Source organism: Affinundibacterium danionis (genome assembly GCF_042432465.1).
Lineage (GTDB): Bacteria > Pseudomonadota > Gammaproteobacteria > Burkholderiales > Burkholderiaceae_D > Undibacterium > Undibacterium danionis.
On record NZ_JBHLXJ010000003.1, the window covers coordinates 201,947 to 221,314 of the forward strand.

Here is a 19,368-nt window from a genome sequence, read left to right on the forward strand (position 1 = left end):
GGGGGTGGGGTGTAAACAAAGTGTAAAAATTGCGCTACGTCCTAACGCTTTTCTAATGGGCGCTATGTTAGCGCTTTCGTATGACGACGATTTTTAAGACTTTTTTTCGACAACTTTATGTGCATAGAGACGCATTACGAGCATGGTTCACCCTGTTCTTCTTGCTCTCGCTCGCGACCCTGCTCTCGACCTTGTTGAACGCCTATGTCAGCTTCACCAGTCAAGCGATGCTCTTCGTGTTGGTCGTCACGATTGCCGCGTATCGCTTGGATAGGCTGCAATCCATCGTGGGCGCGGTCGCTTCTGTTTTATTACTGAATTTTTTCTTCGTACCGCCCACCTGGACTTTTCATGTCGAACAATCTGAACATCTGATTGCGTTGGGGACGATGCTCGTGGTGGCCTTGGTCATCAATCAATTGACCAGACGCCTGAAACAAGAAACAGCCTTAGCGCACTTAAATGAACAACGTGCCCGTCAATTGCAAGAATTAGCGATACGTTTAGCCAGCACCGACACCAGTGCCGCCATTCAAGAACTAGGACAAGCGGCATTCGAGCGCGCCTATCATGGCCGCAGTTGCCTGGTACTCGCCGATGACAGTCCAAGTCTAGACACGCGAAGCGATTTGAGCACGCAGCAAATCAATGGATTGCGCTGTTGTATGAAAGAGATGCAATTTCTCGGTGCGGGTAGTTTGCGTTGGGGCGACTTGGATGATTGGTATATTCCCTTGGGCCGCGCGGATCAAAGTCGGGGCGCGGTTTTAATACAGAAGGTAGACGCTAATGACGACGATGGGCGCGAGCATGCCAAAGCTCTATCTTCATTATTAACGCAAGCGTTCGAGCATTTACAACTGAATAAAAATTGGCAATCCGCCCAAAACGAAGCCCAAAAGCAGCAACTACAAAGTACTTTTTTATCGGCGATCTCGCATGATTTACGCACCCCTTTAGCCGTCATGGTGGGCGCGGCGAGTGCGCTGCAAAGTCAGCGCGACAAACTCGCCCCAGAACAGCAAGATCGACTACTCAATAACATCATCGGTGAAGCCAATTACCTCACCAGTGTCACCGAAAACACCTTGCAGCTAGTACGCCTTACCTACGCTGAGCATAGTCTGAGATGCGATTGGGAATCGATAGAAGAAATCGTCGGCTCGGTGCTAGCGAGGATTAAGCAGGGGAAGAATGCCTCTCGCATTGAGGCTAGCCTAGCGCAAGACCTGCCCTTACTTCGTCTCGATCCTATACTCATCGCGCAATTGTTGAGCAACTTAATCGATAACGCTTTGAAATATAGTGATGGCATGGTGGAACTAGCAGTAAGCGTGCAAGCCAATACGCCCCTCGCACTATTGCAAGTGGAAGTCAAAGATCGCGGCCCCGGCATTCCCGATGCCGAACATGACAGCATCTTCGTGGCCTACTCACGTTTAGCGCAACACGATCAATCCAATCAACGCAGTGCGGGTTTAGGTTTGGCCGTATGCCGCGCGATCGCTAAAGCCCATGGCGGCAATTTACTAGTTCACAATCGCGCTCACGGTGGTAGCTGTTTTTTACTCACACTACCGATTCCTCATGCACCGACATTTGCCGCTGAAAATCCCGAACTATCCGAAATATCCGCAATCTCTGAACCAGCAGCGACCATCCCATGACGATACGTGTACTGATCGTCGAAGACGATAAACAAATCCGCAAACTGATACACGCAAGCCTGAGTGTAGAAGGTTTTGAAGTCGACACCGCGACCTCCATCAGCGAAGCGAGCGCCATGCTACAGCGCGCTTTGCCCGATCTACTCTTACTTGATTTGGGTCTGCCTGATGGTGATGGCGAACAATTGGTGCGACTGCTACGCACTCAACATAGTTTGCCGATTTTAATCATCTCCGCGCGCCATCAAGAGTTACAAAAAATCCGCCTACTCGACGCGGGTGCCGATGATTTTTTGGTAAAACCATTTAGCGTACCTGAGCTATTAGCCCGCATGCGCGTCGCCCTACGCCATCGCGGCACACGCTTGGCGGCGGCGGTCACGAGCTATACCCACTTGGATTTACAAGTCGATCTCGCCAAACATACCGTCACTTTGCGTGGACAACTGCTCCATCTGACCCGAACCGAATTCAATCTACTAGCACGACTAGTCCGCAGCGCCGGCTATCTCGTCACGCACCGTCAATTACTCAGCGATGTGTGGGGATCAGAATTTATTGAGCACACCCACTACTTGCGACTCTACATGGCACAACTCAGAGCCAAAATCGAAGATCATCCCGCCGAACCGCGCTACTTATTAACCGAAACTGGCGTTGGTTATCGATTGGCGATGACGGAGGAGGTTTAACATCCTTATGCCTTCCTAACACCGATGCAAAGACAATCAAAGCCTGTTCCATTTTTGTCAGGTTTTTATGAGTCACGCATCTGCTAGTCAACAACATCAGCTCACCCAACGTGACAGTGTCGCGGCACTCACTTTAGGGGCGCTCGGCGTCGTGTACGGTGACATTGGTACCAGCCCCTTGTACACCATGAAAGAAATTTTCAGCACTCACACTGGCGTGCCGCTCGATGGGCAGCATATTATCGGCGTGGTCTCAGTCATCTTTTGGGGTCTCATGACTGTCGTCACTTTGAAATATGTGACGCTGATTTTACGAGCCGATAATCGTGGTGAAGGCGGCATCATGGCTTTAACTGCACTCGCTAGCAAAGCCGCTGGCAGCACGCATTCTCGGCGCGTCGCTTTACTTTTGATCGGCGTACTTGGCGCAGCGTTGTTCTACGGTGATAGCGTGATCACACCAGCAATCTCAGTGCTGAGCGCGGTCGAAGGTTTGGAAGTTGTTTCCTCCACGTTCAAACCCTATGTATTACCGATCTCTATCGGTGTTTTATTTGGCCTCTTTGCCATGCAACGCTATGGTACCTCGGTGGTTGGCAAACTTTTTGGCCCAGTGATTGTGATCTGGTTCGTGACCTTGGCGGTGTTTGGCATACGACAAATCCTTCAACAGCCCGCCATCCTTGCCGCCCTCAACCCCCTATATGCCATAGCATTTTTATGGGCACAAGGCGCTCATGTCTTCATCGTGGTCGGTGCGGTGGTGCTTGCATTCACAGGCGCGGAGGCTCTGTATGCGGATATGGGTCACTTCGGTAAAAAACCTATCCGCCTCGCATGGACAGCCTTAGTCTTGCCTGCTTTAGCCTTGAACTACATGGGACAAAGTGCGCTATTAATGCGTGATGCCACGGCCATCAGTAATCCCTTCTTCCAACTTTTTCCTGATCAATTATTGATGCCTGCGGTATTTCTAGCGACCATCGCGACCGTAATCGCATCGCAGGCAGTGATTTCTGGCGCCTACTCCATGACTAAACAAGCCATGCAATTGGGCTTGCTACCGCGTATGCAAGTACATTTCACTTCAGTCAAAGAGATCGGCCAAATTTATATTCCTAGCGTGAATTGGATTTTATTAGTCGGCGTGTTATTCACGGTCGTAGGCTTTGGCAGCTCGTCGGCGATGGCGGGCGCATATGGGATAGCGGTCACGGTCACCATGTTCATCACCACACTGCTTACTTTTTTTGTGGTGCGTCACGCGTGGAATTTCCCCCTGGCATTGGCGCTCGGTGCGACCGGTTTATTCATGACTTTAGATGCCCTGTTGGTCGTATCGTGCTCCTTTAAAATCATCGAAGGTGGCTGGTTTCCTTTGATTTTAGGCGCACTGATTTTCACCATCATGGCCACTTGGCGCCGTGGCCGCGAACTATTAATCACGCACATACAACAAGATGACCCTGAACTACTACCCTCCATCACCGCACTCTCCGAAGACAGTATGCACAGAGCCGCCCGCACCGCCATTTACGCGGTCGCTAATCCGGATACTGTGCCACAAGCTTTGATGCACAATCTCAAGCACAATCAGGTACTACATGAACGCAATCTGATCTTGACCGTGGTGTTTCACGATGTGCGATGGATAGATGACAAAGAGCGCATACAAGTAGAAGCGCTAGTCCCAGGCTTTTGGAAAGTCAAAGTTAATTACGGATTTAAAAATGAACCCGATTTACCAAAGGCATTAGAACGCTGCGAACAACACGGCTTGCCTATCAACTTGTTTGAGACTTCGTATTTTTTAAGTCGAGAAATTGTAGTACCGACCAAAGGCACAGGCATGGCACATTGGCGCGAACTCTTGTTCGCCGTGATGTCACGCAACTCACGCAGCGTGGCGGATTTTTTTCACTTGCCGAATAATTGTGTGATTGAGCTGGGGACGCGGGTGCAGATTTAAGCTTGCCAAAAAAAACGAGCCGCTTGCTTAAATCAAGGGCTCGTTTTTTGTACTAGTTAGTGTTGTAACCAACGTAAAACGAAATCCAAGATTTACCAACTTTTCGATCAAAATTACGCTCACTTTTTCCCAAAAAGTCATGTCCAAAAAGAAAACCTGCATTAAAATTTTGATTTTTATCACTCGTTAAAATAACGCCTAAGGCAGTGGAAAGAGCGGGAGTTGGTTTACTAGTACCTCCATCTTTAGGAGTAATGGGAACCATTGCCAATCCTGAAGAGAAAATTGGTGTGAATTTAACTCCACGATCCTGAAGAAAACCAGAACTCCATCCAATATATGGCGCTACGGTTGGTGAACTTGAAAACTCATTGACTCCTAAATGAAATTTAAACGGCACCACCAAGGCACCGAATTCCACGCCAGTGCGATTAAAACCGTATTGGGAAAGAGTCGCTTTATCAATTTTATATGCCGTATACAAATTCACCAGCTTCTCACCTTTTTTACATTCCTCTAGACCATCTAGCTCTTCCTGATCTACCATCCAATCAGATGGCTTAGGAATGTTTGTAATATTGACAGTCAACTCAGTTCCTGTGTCTGAGCTTACTATCATTTTTGTGGAAATCGGGGCACATTTTGTGGCTGAATTATCTGAGCCATCCAACGGTTTGAAACCCACAATATTGCTGCGAATCTTCAATTTGTCTCCATCATAACTATTACCTGAGCTAGGATAGCTCGCTAATATTTTCTTTAACTCATCTTTAGTAACTAGCTTCTCAGAATCAGCCGTTTTTCCCGTTGAATCCTGCGCATGAGCCACGACCAAACAAGAACAGCCCAACGCTAGAAGAATACTTTGCCCTATTTTTTTACGCCATAGTTGATTCATTTGAACGCTCCATTTATTGTTTAAGTAGTCGAACTGAAATTGATTTTTATACTGGTATGACAAAATGAGTATGACAAGTCAAAACCTGAACATCCATTCGCCAGAAGTCTCGATTTTAAAAGCCAAAAGTCTCAAACCAACAAAGTCAATTGGCCAATTGGCTATTGGGTAGCAGCAAGATCAAGCCGTACTAGCAATTTTGCATTGGCGTGTCGGCGTGTATGATGTTAGAAATACATACATTAAAGTGATAAGGGAGCTCTGACATGCGAATTTTATTGGTGGATGACCATGTGCTCTTTATGAAAGGCATGCGCTTTCTATTGTCGGAATTGAGTGATGATATGGAATGTGTTGAAGCGAAGTCTTACGAGTTGATTGAGAAATCAACCACCGATACCCATTTTGATTTGATTCTTTTGGACTGGAATCTGCCTGAGCTTTCGGGCTTACCTGCGTTGCAAATGATGCGTGAGCGCTTTCCTGAGTCGCCCATTGTGATAATTTCTGGAGAAGAGAGCCCATCAACGATTCGCCAAACGATAGAGGCAGGGGCGCTTGGTTTTATCCCAAAATCATCAACCTCTGAAGTATTGACTGCCGCTTTACAATTGATACTTGCCGGCGGCACTTATATTCCTAAAGCTGCACTGATGGACGACCACGTGACAAGTACCATCGAAGTAAAAAAGCCTAACTTACTCGATCAGATGTCACCCAAACAATTCAATGTCTTACTAAAAGCCATACAAGGCAAACCCAACAAAACCATAGCACGTGAACTCTATTTGTCAGATAGCACGGTCAAGGCTCATTTGTCGGCTGCTTTTATTGCACTCGGCGTGCGCAACCGCACTGAGGCGGTTTATGCCGCAGCGCGTCTGGGTTTGGTGCCACTATCCATTGACGAATAGAATGAATTTAGAACGAATGAATTTAGAAAGTCAGCGTACTAGTTGATCGTCCTCCTGAGAGGTCAAATTCGATGTTGATGTTCCACTGATTTTCAGTGTCCTTTATTGGTGCGATCATCGCAAAACCATCTCCTTGCGTTTGCGACTGTTGAGCCACAAGTTCGCAACGATAATTTTCACCGTTAACCTCAAAATAGAAAATTTCACTATCGGCGAACTCTTCCCATTGCGCATTGGCAAATGGATACGGTGAATATAAACCAGAGCTGTGAATCGATAAGATCCTTATTGCCTTCGGCATATTGGTTGATTTTTTATCTTCCAATATTGGTTTACTAATTGTCGCTTCCAAAGTGCAACAAAGATGCGCATCGCCCGATAAAAACACGACATTTTTTATTTGCTCATCCAAAATAAATTTAAGCAAAGACGCCATTGATCTAGGAAAACCATCCCAGGCATCCGATAGCCAAGGATTAGCATGACCAGCAGATGAACTTTTTAAGCGCGGTAAAAATATCGCAGGTGAACAGATGAATTTAGGCTTATCGCTATTTTTTTGCTCCAGTAACCAAGTGAACAATGCATTCTGCTGAGCATTCTTGAAAATTTCAGATTGTATTGGTCCATGAAAATCATAACGACAAGCACGTTCGGTTCGGGTATCACACACGAAGAAATCAAAATATTCGCCATTTAATTTCTGCTTCAAAGTGAAATACAGAGCACTTAGATTGCCAGGAAATGCTTGTGGTCCTGTCATTCTTTGATTGCGCCAATATTTTTTAATTCCTAATTCTTGTCGTTGCTTACTTTCATGCACTCGGGAGTCATTGTTCGTACCGCCTTGAAAACTTGGTTCCCAGTTATCCTCAATCTCATGATCATCTAACATACGCCAACAAGGAATATTCTGGAGCACAGTACGAAGTCCTATACTCTCGTGATACTGCATTTCATACTTACGTTGATCCAAATCCTCCTGAGTATCGGGATTAAATACACCTGCCGTTTCATCAATGTATATTTGATCGCCCAAGAGAAGTAAGAAAGAAGGTTTTACGCGATCGTCTTTTGCATTGGCATTTGCATTTGTATTTGTATTAAACCGCTTAGCCAAACGTCGAATCGAGGTCGAAGCAGGCAATTCATCCAAAACACCTTTCGAATATTGACAGCTCGCTAAAGCAAATGCGTCACTATTGACTGGGTTTAAGGCGATTGCGCTTTTTTCGAACTCTCTAGGATCATTGTTTTTATATAGTTCGCTAGCGAGCCTCATATAAGCCTCAGCGCACTCTTCGTCGTCATCTAGTTCGGCAGCTTCCACTCCATCACTCTCAATAAAAATTTCCGACTTGTATGCTAATAAAACATTCGCTCTCTCAGGCCTCCATTCTCCATCTTTCGGAAGGCTTGCTAGGGGAATGCTTCCATGTATCCAACCGTCCACGATGGCTGCAGCATCCAATTCAAGATCGAGTAATATTAAGGCACGATTTATATTGCCTGACCATACGTCGCTGTCAGCATTTTTCCCGCACAAAACCACCAGCCGCTTAGGTAAAGGTTTTGCTGGTGAAGCTGCAACACAAAATTCCAAATGTTGATTTTGAAAATTGGTCATGGGCATTGCACTCGCTTTAATAAAGGGCCCCATGAATGGAATCTCTACGCGTATTTGTGTCCTAACTTGCTTAGGTTTTTTGCGTTCTGGGATATATACGCCGCTTTGCACTGCATCCAAAAAATTGGAAATTTTATTGAACCCGGACTCGGTAGCTTCCTTAGTACCAATGAAAGTATCCTGATGCCCCAAGCCCTCACAGACAAACGATTCATAGCCAATATGATTGAATCCTTGAAAAAGATTCTCCATCAACTTCTTGGTTGAAAAATCAATCATGCCATTTTTCTCGCTATGCAAGCTTAATGTTGGAAACAACCAATATTGCGGCATGGACTCGGGAAGATTGAGAGCATTCTGTCCCTGGCGATTCGTCACTCGACGATAACGTGAGAACTGTGTCATTTGCGCCAACGTGTCCAAATTCATAGGGCCAAAAAAATCATCTATCTGATTAAGTGTCCGCAAATCCATGTTCTCTAAATTGAAAGTGCGTCCATACAGAAGATCCATACGATGACGAATCGAAGTCCAAGGTCTTATTTCCTCAAATCGTTCTTCGTCTTGAGTATCAATCGGGTTTTCAATCATAAATTCATGGCTTGGATAAGGAAGGCTTGCCAGCAATCGATCCAGCAAGGCCAAATTATCTTCCGGGGTAGATTTAAACTGATACGCCGTATTATCTAGGTACAAGCGTACATAATTCATGACAAATGACCGCAAATTATTATCGGGCGTCACCGCCACGACCGGTCCATATTGCGACAAAACCGCGCTGTTAATAGAGTTGGGTAATGCTAAACGTGCTTCAGAATGATCATCACCTGCTTGAGGTCGAATGAGGACTGCCATACTAAACATCGCGCAGCCCACACAGTGTGCGACCACGTCAACTTTGCGCCCTGTAACCGATACGATATGCGCTACAGCGACTGGAATATCATTACAACCGATCTCTTCCATGGTCCAGCTGTGAGTGGCAGTCGGCATACCGCAACTGCTTCGCATATCTAATATCCATATATCGCGTTCTACATGTTGTTGCAATAAATAACGCGTTAAATCTAAAGGTATGGCTGGATGTGCGAAGGTCGTTCCGCTGGCACTGTAGCCATGAATCATCAAAATCGGATTCGATTTTGACTTGGCGCTATTGTTGATTGAAGGCTGCTTGCTGCGATAGCGAGTCAATCTAATTTTGACAGGAACTCCATTTGCTAACGGCGGCGCTACCTCTAACTCTACTATTTCTGGTGATGCTAAGCCTTCTAGTAGGCCAGGTAAACGATGATCTTTAGGTGTGGATGGAGTTAGCGGAAAATCGTCGGGCTTCCGGAAAGTCCATAAATGAATCTGAGCCATTAAACGAGTCATGTATAACCCAAACGACACCAGATCGACGATGGCATCTGGCTGAGTTGGATAGGACACATTTTTTTCGCTAACAATCCTTATCAAGGGCAAATGTTTACGTGTCAAATAACGAGTATCGAGTGCAAGGACACCGTCAGGTAGGGCATCCGATATTTTTTCTGAAGATACTTTCTCAAAAAAGAAATATCGAACCCAATTAACTAGCTTATGAAAAAGACCTTGTACCGCCCAGATAAGAAGTGTTAGTAAAAAAAATCCATAGCTATTTCCAAATAGCATAGGCTCATCTACTTTCTCTTTTGGCTTCTTGCGTTCAGGGATTTTTCTCCCTCGATACGAGGTCAATTGCAATTCATTAAGTTGTAGCAGAGGATTCGCGGCAATATCATAAGAAAGGACTTTTTTGCCTTCTATCAGTTCGCCATTTTCTAAATATAATGTGTAATGAATAACGCGCTGCTCTCCCGCATGCGAAGCCGCCGCCAGAAACAAGCTGATTCGATTTGAAAATGCATCTCCTATATTGGATGTTTTTTTTCCTAAGAATCGATCGAACAACGCGACTAACCTACTCATATTTTTTTGCATTACCTCCCGATCTACGTCCGCTGACTTCTTATGTAATACCAGCACACAAAATTCGACATATGCCAACATTATTTTTTTCATGAAAGTACTATGGCTAGTCTTAGCGTCTAGCCATTGCCAAATGTCCCGCTTACCGCGATTGCGCCACCAAGGCCAAAGCGTTCGTTTGATACGATCACTCGTATCGCTAGATTCATCCGGTCTATTCAGAATCTGAATGTAGCCACGCTCAATATTGAACGTGCTGCACTCGTTTACCTGGTTCAAAGCCTGGCTTGACACATCTTGGTCATAGGCGTTACGCCATGCTGTTTCGTTCCTATATTCGCGCAGTGTACAAGTCGAAGTATTAGTTTTGGTATTAGTACCGGATTCGAATTTAATAACTCTCTGTAAATTACTGGATAAATAGGAAAGTGCAACTGGCTCAAACTTTAAGGTCAACTCAATCCTAAACTTTTCATTTGGATTGCTATTCGGCATTGGCAATGTCCCCGTTAAACGCTCAATCAGCTCTACTTTAGTTTCCACTGGTTTCTGATAGATGGGCGTACGAAATACCGGAAGTTTAATAGTTGCTAGCGGGCTGTTCTCGCCTTGCTGCAAATGCCAAACTCGATCTCGCAAATGCACTATCGCCCAACGCGTTAGCGTCGCGATGCTCAATGTTGGATTGACACCGATAGAAGTGGGAATAATTGCGGCATCTAAAACTAACAGAGAGCCGAACCAAGAGGCTTGTTTAGCGACCGATTGATGTGCATCGTAAACTCGACCATAAGCATCAACGACACCAGATTCGATATTCTCACCCATAGGGCAACCGCCTATAGGATGAACGGTCAATAACGGGCCGGGTTCGTTATTTCCGTCCAGTAGCGGTTTCAAATTGTCTGGCAATGGCCGCCATAATGGATTCGGTATCAGTTTTGCCTTACCGCGTTTTTTCTCCGGCATTGCATTAAACAATTTCTGCATCTTTGAAATCTGAGATTCGAAGTTACCGGCTTTCTTTAAGTGAGGCCACACCACTTGAATCAAGCCATCACCTAGTGTTTCATTAGTTTTATCGTGATTTTTTAGCGTGAGTAGACCGTCTGCACTATCATGGCCGTTCACACCTATGAGGGAACTGTGTTTGATTTGAGTGGGATTCACCGCGCAGGGATCGAGATCGGTGCTATTCCCTTGATGATGATCAGTCAAATCAAGTGTCGATAAACCATGCACGATATTCGCTGTGGTAAATATTTCTTCAAAGACGCGACGTAATGGCCCGGGTATAGAAAACTCCTCAGCTAAAAATCGCCCTTGCGGATCACTGGTCTCGCTAAAATTCGTATCGATAATACCGGTAATTGTCGGTCCAATTTCTCGTTGCTCCGGCGGATCTCCTTCGTTCGCAACCGCATTCACTTCATCTGGCAAATCGTAGACCGCGAGTACATTATCACCGTTTGTTGAAAACTGTTGTCCAAGACGCGACGAAAATTGCAGCTTAGAAGATTGGGAACGCAATAATAGTTCAGTACTTCCCAAAGAGCCTGCAGCGAGTATCAATTTGTTCGCAGTAATTTGATAGGCCGGTCCTTGATGCAAACGCGCGGACGCATCTGTGTGCTGAACATGAATTATCCAATGATCTTGATCTCGTTCAAATCTCAATACTGTTGCACCAGTCACCAAGCTAACATGCTCAGGTGCTTTACGTTTCGCTTTCGCCAGCAAACTAGTATCCAACGACACTTTGGCGCTGTGATTGCAACCTGTCATACAGTCACCGCAATTATTACAAGGCCTTAATTTAATTCCTCCTTCAGTCACGTAACCTTCTTTATTTAAGACGGTAATAATTTTTGCGTACCTAAATTCTCCACTGCCAAGCTCACGATGACGCAAATTCTTTTCTAAAAATTCCGATTGTCGATGACTATCCCTACTGTCCAGTGCTGTATCGTGCTGGCCCAATAAGCGTGCCGTTTCAGCAAAAAGCATATCGGCACTGGGATTTGCAGGATCATGAGCTAAGGTAGTTGTAGCACCAAATAGCTTTCGCACTTCAGAAGGCCAACGCGCATGCTGAAAAATCGCAGAATCGGGTCTTTCCAGAACACCCGCATTAATCAAAGAGCCACCACCCAAACCACTGGCGAGTAATGTAACGACATCGTCTCCCATGCGTATATCAAACAAGCCCGTACGTGCGCCATGCGGTTTGACATCTGATTTTCCTGAGTATCGGATATGGCCGGGTAACTCTGCCATCTTAGATGGGAACATCCCTGGCAAATATTGCTTTCCACGTTCCAAAACACAGATATTCAGTGGCATATTTGAGACTGGATCTTTGGTGCTGGATAACTCTGATGCAGCTATCGATCCACCATATCCACTACCGATAATCAACACATCAAAATGTCGCTGCTGTTTCTCTCTCTTTGCCAGAAATGCGTGTAGATCCTCAGAGAGTGAAAAATCAGCATCCCGTGTATCTGTATCATGATCCGTTTGATTATCCGTTTGATTATTAGCTACCATTATTCACTCCCGAATATTTATGTTTTACAGCTCGTTCAAGCTCTCGTTGCAAGATGTCAAAGGAAACTGGTTTGTGATGTAAGGGCACGCCGAGTTCAGCAGCGGCGATCAAACTGCTCTTTTCAGTATCGCCACTTATTAGAACTGCAGGTGTTTGCGGCCAAATTTGCCTAGCTTTGCTGATGGCGACAACGCCGTTATCACTTCCCCGTAAACGGAAGTCCGCGAGTATCAAATCAGGTTTTACGTGTTGGCAAATGACAGATAGTGCCTCGCTACTATCGGCTTGGTGGACTTGGCAACCTAGCTCCGTCAACAACACACTCATACCTTGACGCACGGATGGTTCATCGTCGACGATCGCAATAATCAAAATGCGGTAATCAAGGGCTGTAGCTATTTGCTGCTTATGAATTTTTAATGAAATGTCTGAGGTAATTAATGGCAGCATCAATTCAAAGCAACTTCCTCGATTTTCTTGCGAATGTAAGCTGAGAGGAATTTCAAGTAAATTAGCAATCCGTCTTACAATGGCTAACCCTAAACCCAGCCCCTTAGTGCGATCACGCTCAGGATTGTCGAGCTGATAGAACTCTTCAAAAATGTGATCTTGTTCATGTAGTGCTATGCCGATACCCGTATCTTGTATGCTCACAAGGATTTGTCCGACAAGTGCGCAAATTTTCAATTCAACGCTGCCTTGATGACTATATTTAATCGCATTGTCTAGCAAATTACGTAGCATCCTTTCTAGCAGTACAGGATCTGTTTTAGTCATTAACTCCTCTGCCGCTAAGTATTTCAAATTGAGATGTTTCTGTTCAGCGATAGGTCGTAATTCCTGTACCAAACGCTCAACAAGCTGATTCAATTGAAATACCTGATGTTCAACAGTAATAACACCCGCATCCAATTTGGAAATATCGAGCAAACCATCCATCTGTAGTGCTAAGGCTTGCGTTGATTGCAAAATGCAATCGCTAATTTCAGCGCTACGCGCATCCAATTGTCGTCTTTTAAGCGCCATCGCAAATAAGGCGAGACTGTGTAAAGGTTGTCGTAAATCATGACTCGCGGCGGCCAAGAATTTAGTCTTAGCGCGATTAGAAGATTCGGCTTGCGTGAGCGCCAGCTTTAAGCTCTCGGCTAGGCCTCGCTGTTGAAAACGTAAAATGAAAGATTCTTTAAAATTGGCATAGAAGTTTTTGGCTTGAATGGCGGTCATCAGCAATAAAAGTAAAAGCATCCCTCCAATCCAAAAACCAATATTTTCCTGTTTGTCCTGATGTCTGACAGGATAGGCAAACCACATCAAACTCAGCGATCCCAAGATAGGACCAACAAAACCTAGGACTAGCGGGAGATAACCTGCCAGAGTGGCAATGGCGCTCGTGCAAACACTCACTTGTATGAGTGAAAGGAGTGCTTTACTTAGGTCGGGAATAAAAGGGAAAAAGGCAATGGAGAGCGATCGGATACTACCGTGCAAAATGCAGACTACAGTCAACATACGCAAACGAACATGAACCGCACGTTGACCACCTTGAGCAATCCAACGCATGATGAGAGGGCGACACAATGGTATGGTAGACGCCAGGCACAACCAGCCCAAACTTGCCCATAGGGGAACATCACGATAAACCAGTAGAAATATAAAGAGGTTGGTCACTAAGACCGGCAATGCGACCCATTTAAAGTCTCTTGAAACGGCATTCCACAAGCCATCAAATAGCTCAGTTTCACTTGGAACGTCATTCAAGGGATGCATATAGCGCTCCTTATTTTTCAAATTCAAGCTATGTCCGAGAGATTCTATGAGTTAGATAAATTTGTCAATAAAATAATTTGAATAGGAAATATAAAAAATTATCTGTTGTTTTCGCCACCATTTCCTTAGTTTTAGAAGAAGCAATGGCGACTAAACGGTTTCGTATATGATGGATATTGATTTACATGTTCTGGTTTTAATTCCAAACAACGCAAAACGAAAACACTTTGCTCTTACATAATTAATTACTTAGTCACCCGCATACTTAAACATTTATGTCCCAGATCGAGTACCAAGTCACCAGCCCTGACGCTCACTTAGCGCCATTTGTCGAAAGTTATTGGATGGTGGTAAATACGACTGAGCAGAGCAAAGATATTGTCGTGATGCCCGATGGCAGAGTAGATATTCATTTCCGCTACTCGGACAGCACACCTTTTCATGTCAGTTTGGCTGGTTTAGAGCATGAAACTTTCCATACCAATATTCCTGCGCACTCTGTCATGTTTGCCGTTAGTCTCAAGTTGACCGCAATTGAGTATCTGCTACACAGCAGTATTGCCCCTATACTCAATAGTCGGGCACGCTTGTCTGATGACTTTTGGGGGATTTCAAAAAAGGATCTAGACAGTTTTCCTCATTTTTGCCAGAAGATTTCTGACAAACTGATTGCGCTGATTAAGACGCAGCGTGAGGAAGAGAAATTCGATACCAGAAAATTGAAGATGTTCGACCTGATTTATGCCACCAATGGTGCAGCAAGTGTCAAACAAATTGCTGAGATCGCCGATTGGAGTAGCCGCCAAATCAATCGCTATTTCAATGAATGGTTTGGTCTGTCTCTCAAAACCTATTGCACCATCTTGAAATTCCGATCTAGCTTCGAACACATCAAGGAAGGCAAGCTTTTTCCAGAAAATGAGTTTTCTGATCAATCGCATTTCATTAAAACCGTCAAAAAATATTCCGGTCACACACCCAAAGAATTATTTAGAAATGCAGATGACCGATTTGTACAATTGTCGGAACGTAAATAACTGTAAACTAATCTAACTGGTTGAATGTATCGCGATCCCTCTCACATCCGCTAAACATCAGCCACCACTCACACCATAGATCGTTCGCTGTCAGAAGTTGACGAACGCTGACAAACAAGGTTTTTACCCGTTGTCGTAGCCATGAATTACTTTTAGTGACAAAACAAAAGCGATATGAGTATTACGGGCTTGCGTTTTTAAAATAGGATATTCAATGAAAAAAGAAGAAAACAAACAAGAAAGCAAACAAATTAGCGACCGTTTCACCACTTACCAAAAAATTGTCATGTTGAGCTTGGCCTTTATCCAGTTCACGATTATTTTCGACTTTATGATCATCGCACCGATTGGCGATATCTTAATGAAGACCTTGAGTATCAGTACCGAACAATTTGGATTTGTCGTATCGTCTTATGCATTTAGTGCGGCGGTCTCTGGTATCGCCGTTGCCGGTTTTGTCGATAAATACGATAGGAAAAAAGTTCTACTAGTCTTTTTCACTGGCTTCATCATCGGCACTTTGCTGTGCGGCCTGTCGACCACCTATGTAGAAATTCTTGCATCCAGAATCATCACAGGTATTTTTGCAGGTGTCACTAGCTCAGCTATTTTTACCATCATCGCAGATCTATTTGCGCCGCAGCTACGCGGTCGCGCGATGAGTGGCGTACAAATGGGATTTGCGGTGAGTCAAATCCTCGGCATACCCTTAGGCATTTTTATCAGCAATAAATTAGGTTGGAACAGCACCTTTATTTTTATTGTGATCTTGTCGGTATTGATGTTGATCGGGATTGTGTTTCTATTTAAACCTATCAATGCGCATTTACAAAAACAAATCGATAAAAATCCCTTTGTCCATTTGTGGCATACCGTCAATCAAAAACAATACCAAACCGGATTTCTCGCCATCATGTTTTTAGCGGTCGGTGGTTTCATACTGATGCCATTTAGTTCGGTATTTTTAATCAACAATGTGCACGTCTCGTATGAGCATTTGCCTTTAGTCTTTTTGTGTACAGGTATATCTTCGCTCATCGTGATGCCCATCGTAGGCAGACTCAGCGATAAACTAGACCGCTTTCGACTCTTTGCTTTTGGCTCCTGTGCAGCAGCTCTCATGGTGATGGTTTACACGCATTTACCGGTGTCACCGCTATGGCTAGTGATCACCATTAATATGCTGTTATTCGCAGCGATCATGAGTAGGATGTCACCCGTAATGGCATTAAACACCATGGTGCCGAAACAAGAAGATCGAGGTGCTTACATGAGTATTTCTTCATCACTACAACAAATTGCGGGCGGTATCGGATCTATCATCGCTGGCATGATCGTTTTCCAACCGACTAGTAGCAGCCCTTTACAGCACTTTGATATCCTCGGATATGTAGTGGTTGGGATATTTATGATGTGCATCTATCTGGTGCGCCGTATGTATTTGAATATTCAGAGGAATGCCGCGGTGGTCGGCACTCCCAATTAGCTTTTCACGGTGAACTTAGAAGATGATCATGCGAGGCGAATATGGATACGAATTAGACTGCGCTAAAATTGCCACCATTCTTATAGCAATGGCTTGACAGCTTACGCTTAGCTCGGGGCCTTAACGCTTACGCAAGCAAGGTATCATTCGCAATTATTTACATAGATCAACCAGAGTTCGCCCATGTCATCCACACCAAAGTCCATCATTCGAGTCGGCATCCTCGGCTATGGTTATGCCACAGCTACGTTTCATGCGCCATTGATTGATGCGGTGCCCAGCTTGGAATTGGTCGCTATCTCCAGTAGTAACGCCGCGAAAGTTCATGCTGACTGGCCGCATCTTCAAGTCTGTAGCACGCCAGAGGAATTAATCGCACGCGCTGATATTGATCTGATCGTGATCCCTACGCCTAATGATACACATCATGCTTTAGCGGCCAAATCTTTATCCGCAGGCAAGCACGTCGTGGTGGATAAGCCCTTTACCCTCAACACAGCAGAAGCACTCGATTTGATTGCGCGTGCCAAGACCGCACAAAAATTATTATCGGTGTTTCATAACCGACGTTGGGTCGCGGATTTTTTGACGGTACAAAAATTATTGGCATCAGGTCAACTAGGACGTATCACCCATTTTGAATCGCACTTTGATCGCTTTCGTCCTGAGGTTAGGCAACGTTGGCGCGAAGGCGCCGGGCTCGGTAGTGGTTTATGGTATGACTTGGGCTCCCATCTTCTGGATCAGGCCATCTGCTTATTTGGAATGCCGCAAACCATTTATCTAGATCGAGCCTTACAACGCGATGGAGCACAAACTGACGATTGGTTTCATGCCACACTTGCTTATGGCACATTGCGCGTCATTCTGCATGCCAGTATGTTGGTGGCACACGAAGGGCCGCGCTTTATCATTCATGGTACCCAAGGCAGCTACACGAAAGAGGGTATCGATCCGCAAGAAGACGTGCTCAAAGCAGGCCTGCGTCCGGGCGATGAAGATTGGGGTATCGACAAAACCATGGGTAGACTCGATGTGATGCGTGGTACGTGGATGCAGCATTCCCAAGTGCCGAATGAGCGCGGCGACTATACGCGTTATTACGCAGCGATTCGTGATGCGATTTTGCACGGTGCGCCCAATCCGGTTCCGGCGACTGAGGCTTTACAAGTCATGCAATTATTGGATGCGGGCATACTCAGCGCTAGTGAAGGCCGTCTGGTGAAATTATGAGCTCGACGACCTCGCAGATAGCCAAATCAAGATTGAATTTCAACGCTTACGATACCAAACAAAATACAAGACACTGAGCACCACCAAAAATGGCAAACCCGTGAACAGCGTCATTTTAAATTCTTCGGTGAACGCTGTGCTAATCATCAAGGCCAACATTAGACCTGCACCTAACAAAGTCAGCCACGGAAAGCCCCACATACGAAATGGCAGTTTAGGCTTATTATGTTTATCCCAGTATCTGCGAAACATCCAATACGTGACGAAGATCATGAACCAAGCAAACATCGCACCGAACATGCAGATCGCCATCATTAGTACAAAAGACGATTTTGGGTACAAAACACTTAAGACACCAGCCACAGCAATGCCCAAACAGGACAAGAACAAGGCCTGCATAGGCACACCTTGGCGATTCAACTTACCCAATACCGCGGGCGCAAAGCCTGCGCGCGATAAACTAAACATCATGCGTGTCGCGGTATACAGTTGGCTATTCATTGCCGATAGAGCGGCAATCAAAATCACAAAATTAATCACCCCTGCCGCACCAGGAATATGTGCCGCTTCCATCGCGGTGACAAATGGACTCTTACCCTGCCCTGCCTGCGTCCAAGGTACGATAGCCAATACCAAAATCAAAGTCAGTAGATAAAACACGACTAGACGCACCAATGCGGAACGAAAAGCGCGCGTAATGGCGTGCTCGGGATCTTTGGCCTCACCCGCTGCGACCGCGATCATTTCTATACTTAGATAACTAAACAGGGCAACGATCACAGCCAACCAAGTACCGCTTAATCCTTTGGGAAAAAAGCCACCATGTTGCAGGTAATTGGCAAAACCTATGCTGGCTTGCGCAGACCGTTCTGGCGCAAAAAATACCAACCATGAGCCCAGCACAATGAACACGATAATCGCGATAATTTTGATGGTGGAAAACCAGTACTCTATGGTGCCAAACACATGCACACTTAAGGCATTCGCAAATATCAAACACGCGGAAAAAATGCTAATCCATAACCATGCCGGCGAATCAGGTAGCCAATACTGCATATACAAAGCGATCGCCGTCACCTCGGTACCGATGACCAATACATTCGCCGCCCAATACGAGTAACGTACAACAAAACCTGCCCAGGGATTAATGTAATGTTCGGCAAAAGCGCCAAATGATCCCGACGTAGGATGCGCTACCGTCATTTCTGCTAAACAAGCAATCAGGAGTAAAGCGATCACCGCACCTATCGCGTAGCTCACCAGAACACCGGGGCCGGCGAAACTGATCGCAAAACCACTACCCAGAAATAAACCAGTACCGATAGCGCCACCTATCGCCAGCATCGACATTTGTTTGCTACTTAAACTGCGCTGCAAACCTTGCTCGCGTGCCACGATGTGATCAAAACTACTGTCATTATTTTTGTTCTGCATAGTTACTCCATCGTGCATCGGCATCATATCGCCGATTTTTTATAGAAATCCGGTGGCGCATTATAGAACGCTCGGGATTTAAATATGGGGAATAGTTGATTTATATTTGACCAATCAAGTATTAATCAACTACAATTCAA

Annotated in this window: 11 protein-coding genes; 7 read left to right on the plus strand and 4 right to left on the minus strand. The window is 45.2% G+C overall.

What is annotated here, in order from left to right; all coding sequences use genetic code 11:
• Positions 1–80 precede the first annotated feature (80 nt).
• From ACFFJH_RS03680 to ACFFJH_RS03690, 3 genes are all read left to right on the plus strand, one after another.
• The gene (locus ACFFJH_RS03680) at positions 81–1,667 is read left to right on the plus strand and encodes an ATP-binding protein (protein WP_390210134.1); all 1,587 of its coding nucleotides are present in this window, start codon (positions 81–83) and stop codon (positions 1,665–1,667) included.
• Entirely contained in the window at positions 1,664–2,359 is a 696-nt protein-coding gene (locus tag ACFFJH_RS03685; protein WP_390210135.1) for a response regulator, read from the plus strand. The genes ACFFJH_RS03680 and ACFFJH_RS03685 overlap by 4 nt, the downstream gene beginning before the upstream one ends.
• A gap of 67 nt (positions 2,360–2,426) precedes the next feature.
• Positions 2,427–4,328, plus strand: coding sequence for a potassium transporter Kup (locus ACFFJH_RS03690; protein ID WP_390210137.1), 1,902 nt, complete (start codon positions 2,427–2,429; stop codon positions 4,326–4,328).
• A gap of 52 nt (positions 4,329–4,380) precedes the next feature.
• Here the strand turns inward: ACFFJH_RS03690 and ACFFJH_RS03695 are convergent, their stop codons facing one another.
• Positions 4,381–5,226 (minus strand): hypothetical protein, encoded by an 846-nt coding sequence (locus tag ACFFJH_RS03695; protein WP_390210138.1) that lies wholly within the window; start codon positions 5,224–5,226, stop codon positions 4,381–4,383.
• A gap of 266 nt (positions 5,227–5,492) precedes the next feature.
• On the opposite strand from ACFFJH_RS03695, the gene ACFFJH_RS03700 reads away from it, so the two are divergent.
• Complete coding sequence (locus ACFFJH_RS03700; RefSeq protein WP_390210139.1) at positions 5,493–6,140, plus strand: response regulator; 648 nt, start codon at positions 5,493–5,495, stop codon at positions 6,138–6,140.
• Positions 6,141–6,162: 22 nt separating this feature from the next.
• On the opposite strand, the gene ACFFJH_RS03705 is transcribed toward ACFFJH_RS03700, so the two are convergent.
• Positions 6,163–12,270 carry an alkaline phosphatase D family protein gene (locus ACFFJH_RS03705; RefSeq protein WP_390210140.1) on the minus strand — a complete coding sequence of 2,036 codons (6,108 nt, stop codon included), beginning with the start codon at positions 12,268–12,270 and terminating at the stop codon, positions 6,163–6,165.
• Positions 12,260–14,038, minus strand: coding sequence for an ATP-binding response regulator (locus ACFFJH_RS03710; RefSeq protein ID WP_390210141.1), 1,779 nt, complete (start codon positions 14,036–14,038; stop codon positions 12,260–12,262). The genes ACFFJH_RS03705 and ACFFJH_RS03710 overlap by 11 nt, the downstream gene beginning before the upstream one ends.
• Positions 14,039–14,313: 275 nt before the next feature.
• Between ACFFJH_RS03710 and ACFFJH_RS03715 the strand changes: the two genes are divergently transcribed.
• The 3 genes from ACFFJH_RS03715 (at position 14,314) to ACFFJH_RS03725 (ending at position 17,794) form a co-directional block, all read left to right on the plus strand.
• Positions 14,314–15,075 (plus strand): helix-turn-helix domain-containing protein, encoded by a 762-nt coding sequence (locus ACFFJH_RS03715; protein WP_390210142.1) that lies wholly within the window; start codon positions 14,314–14,316, stop codon positions 15,073–15,075.
• Positions 15,076–15,289: 214 nt separating this feature from the next.
• Positions 15,290–16,561, plus strand: coding sequence for an MFS transporter (locus ACFFJH_RS03720; protein WP_390210143.1), 1,272 nt, complete (start codon positions 15,290–15,292; stop codon positions 16,559–16,561).
• 183 nt (positions 16,562–16,744) lie between these two features.
• A complete protein-coding gene (locus ACFFJH_RS03725; RefSeq protein ID WP_390210146.1) occupies positions 16,745–17,794 on the plus strand; it encodes an oxidoreductase in 1,050 nt (349 codons plus the stop codon).
• A 39-nt stretch (positions 17,795–17,833) separates the two neighbouring features.
• On the opposite strand, the gene ACFFJH_RS03730 is transcribed toward ACFFJH_RS03725, so the two are convergent.
• The gene (locus tag ACFFJH_RS03730) at positions 17,834–19,228 is read right to left on the minus strand and encodes an amino acid permease (protein WP_390210148.1); all 1,395 of its coding nucleotides are present in this window, start codon (positions 19,226–19,228) and stop codon (positions 17,834–17,836) included.
• Between the last annotated feature and the right edge of the window lie 140 nt (positions 19,229–19,368).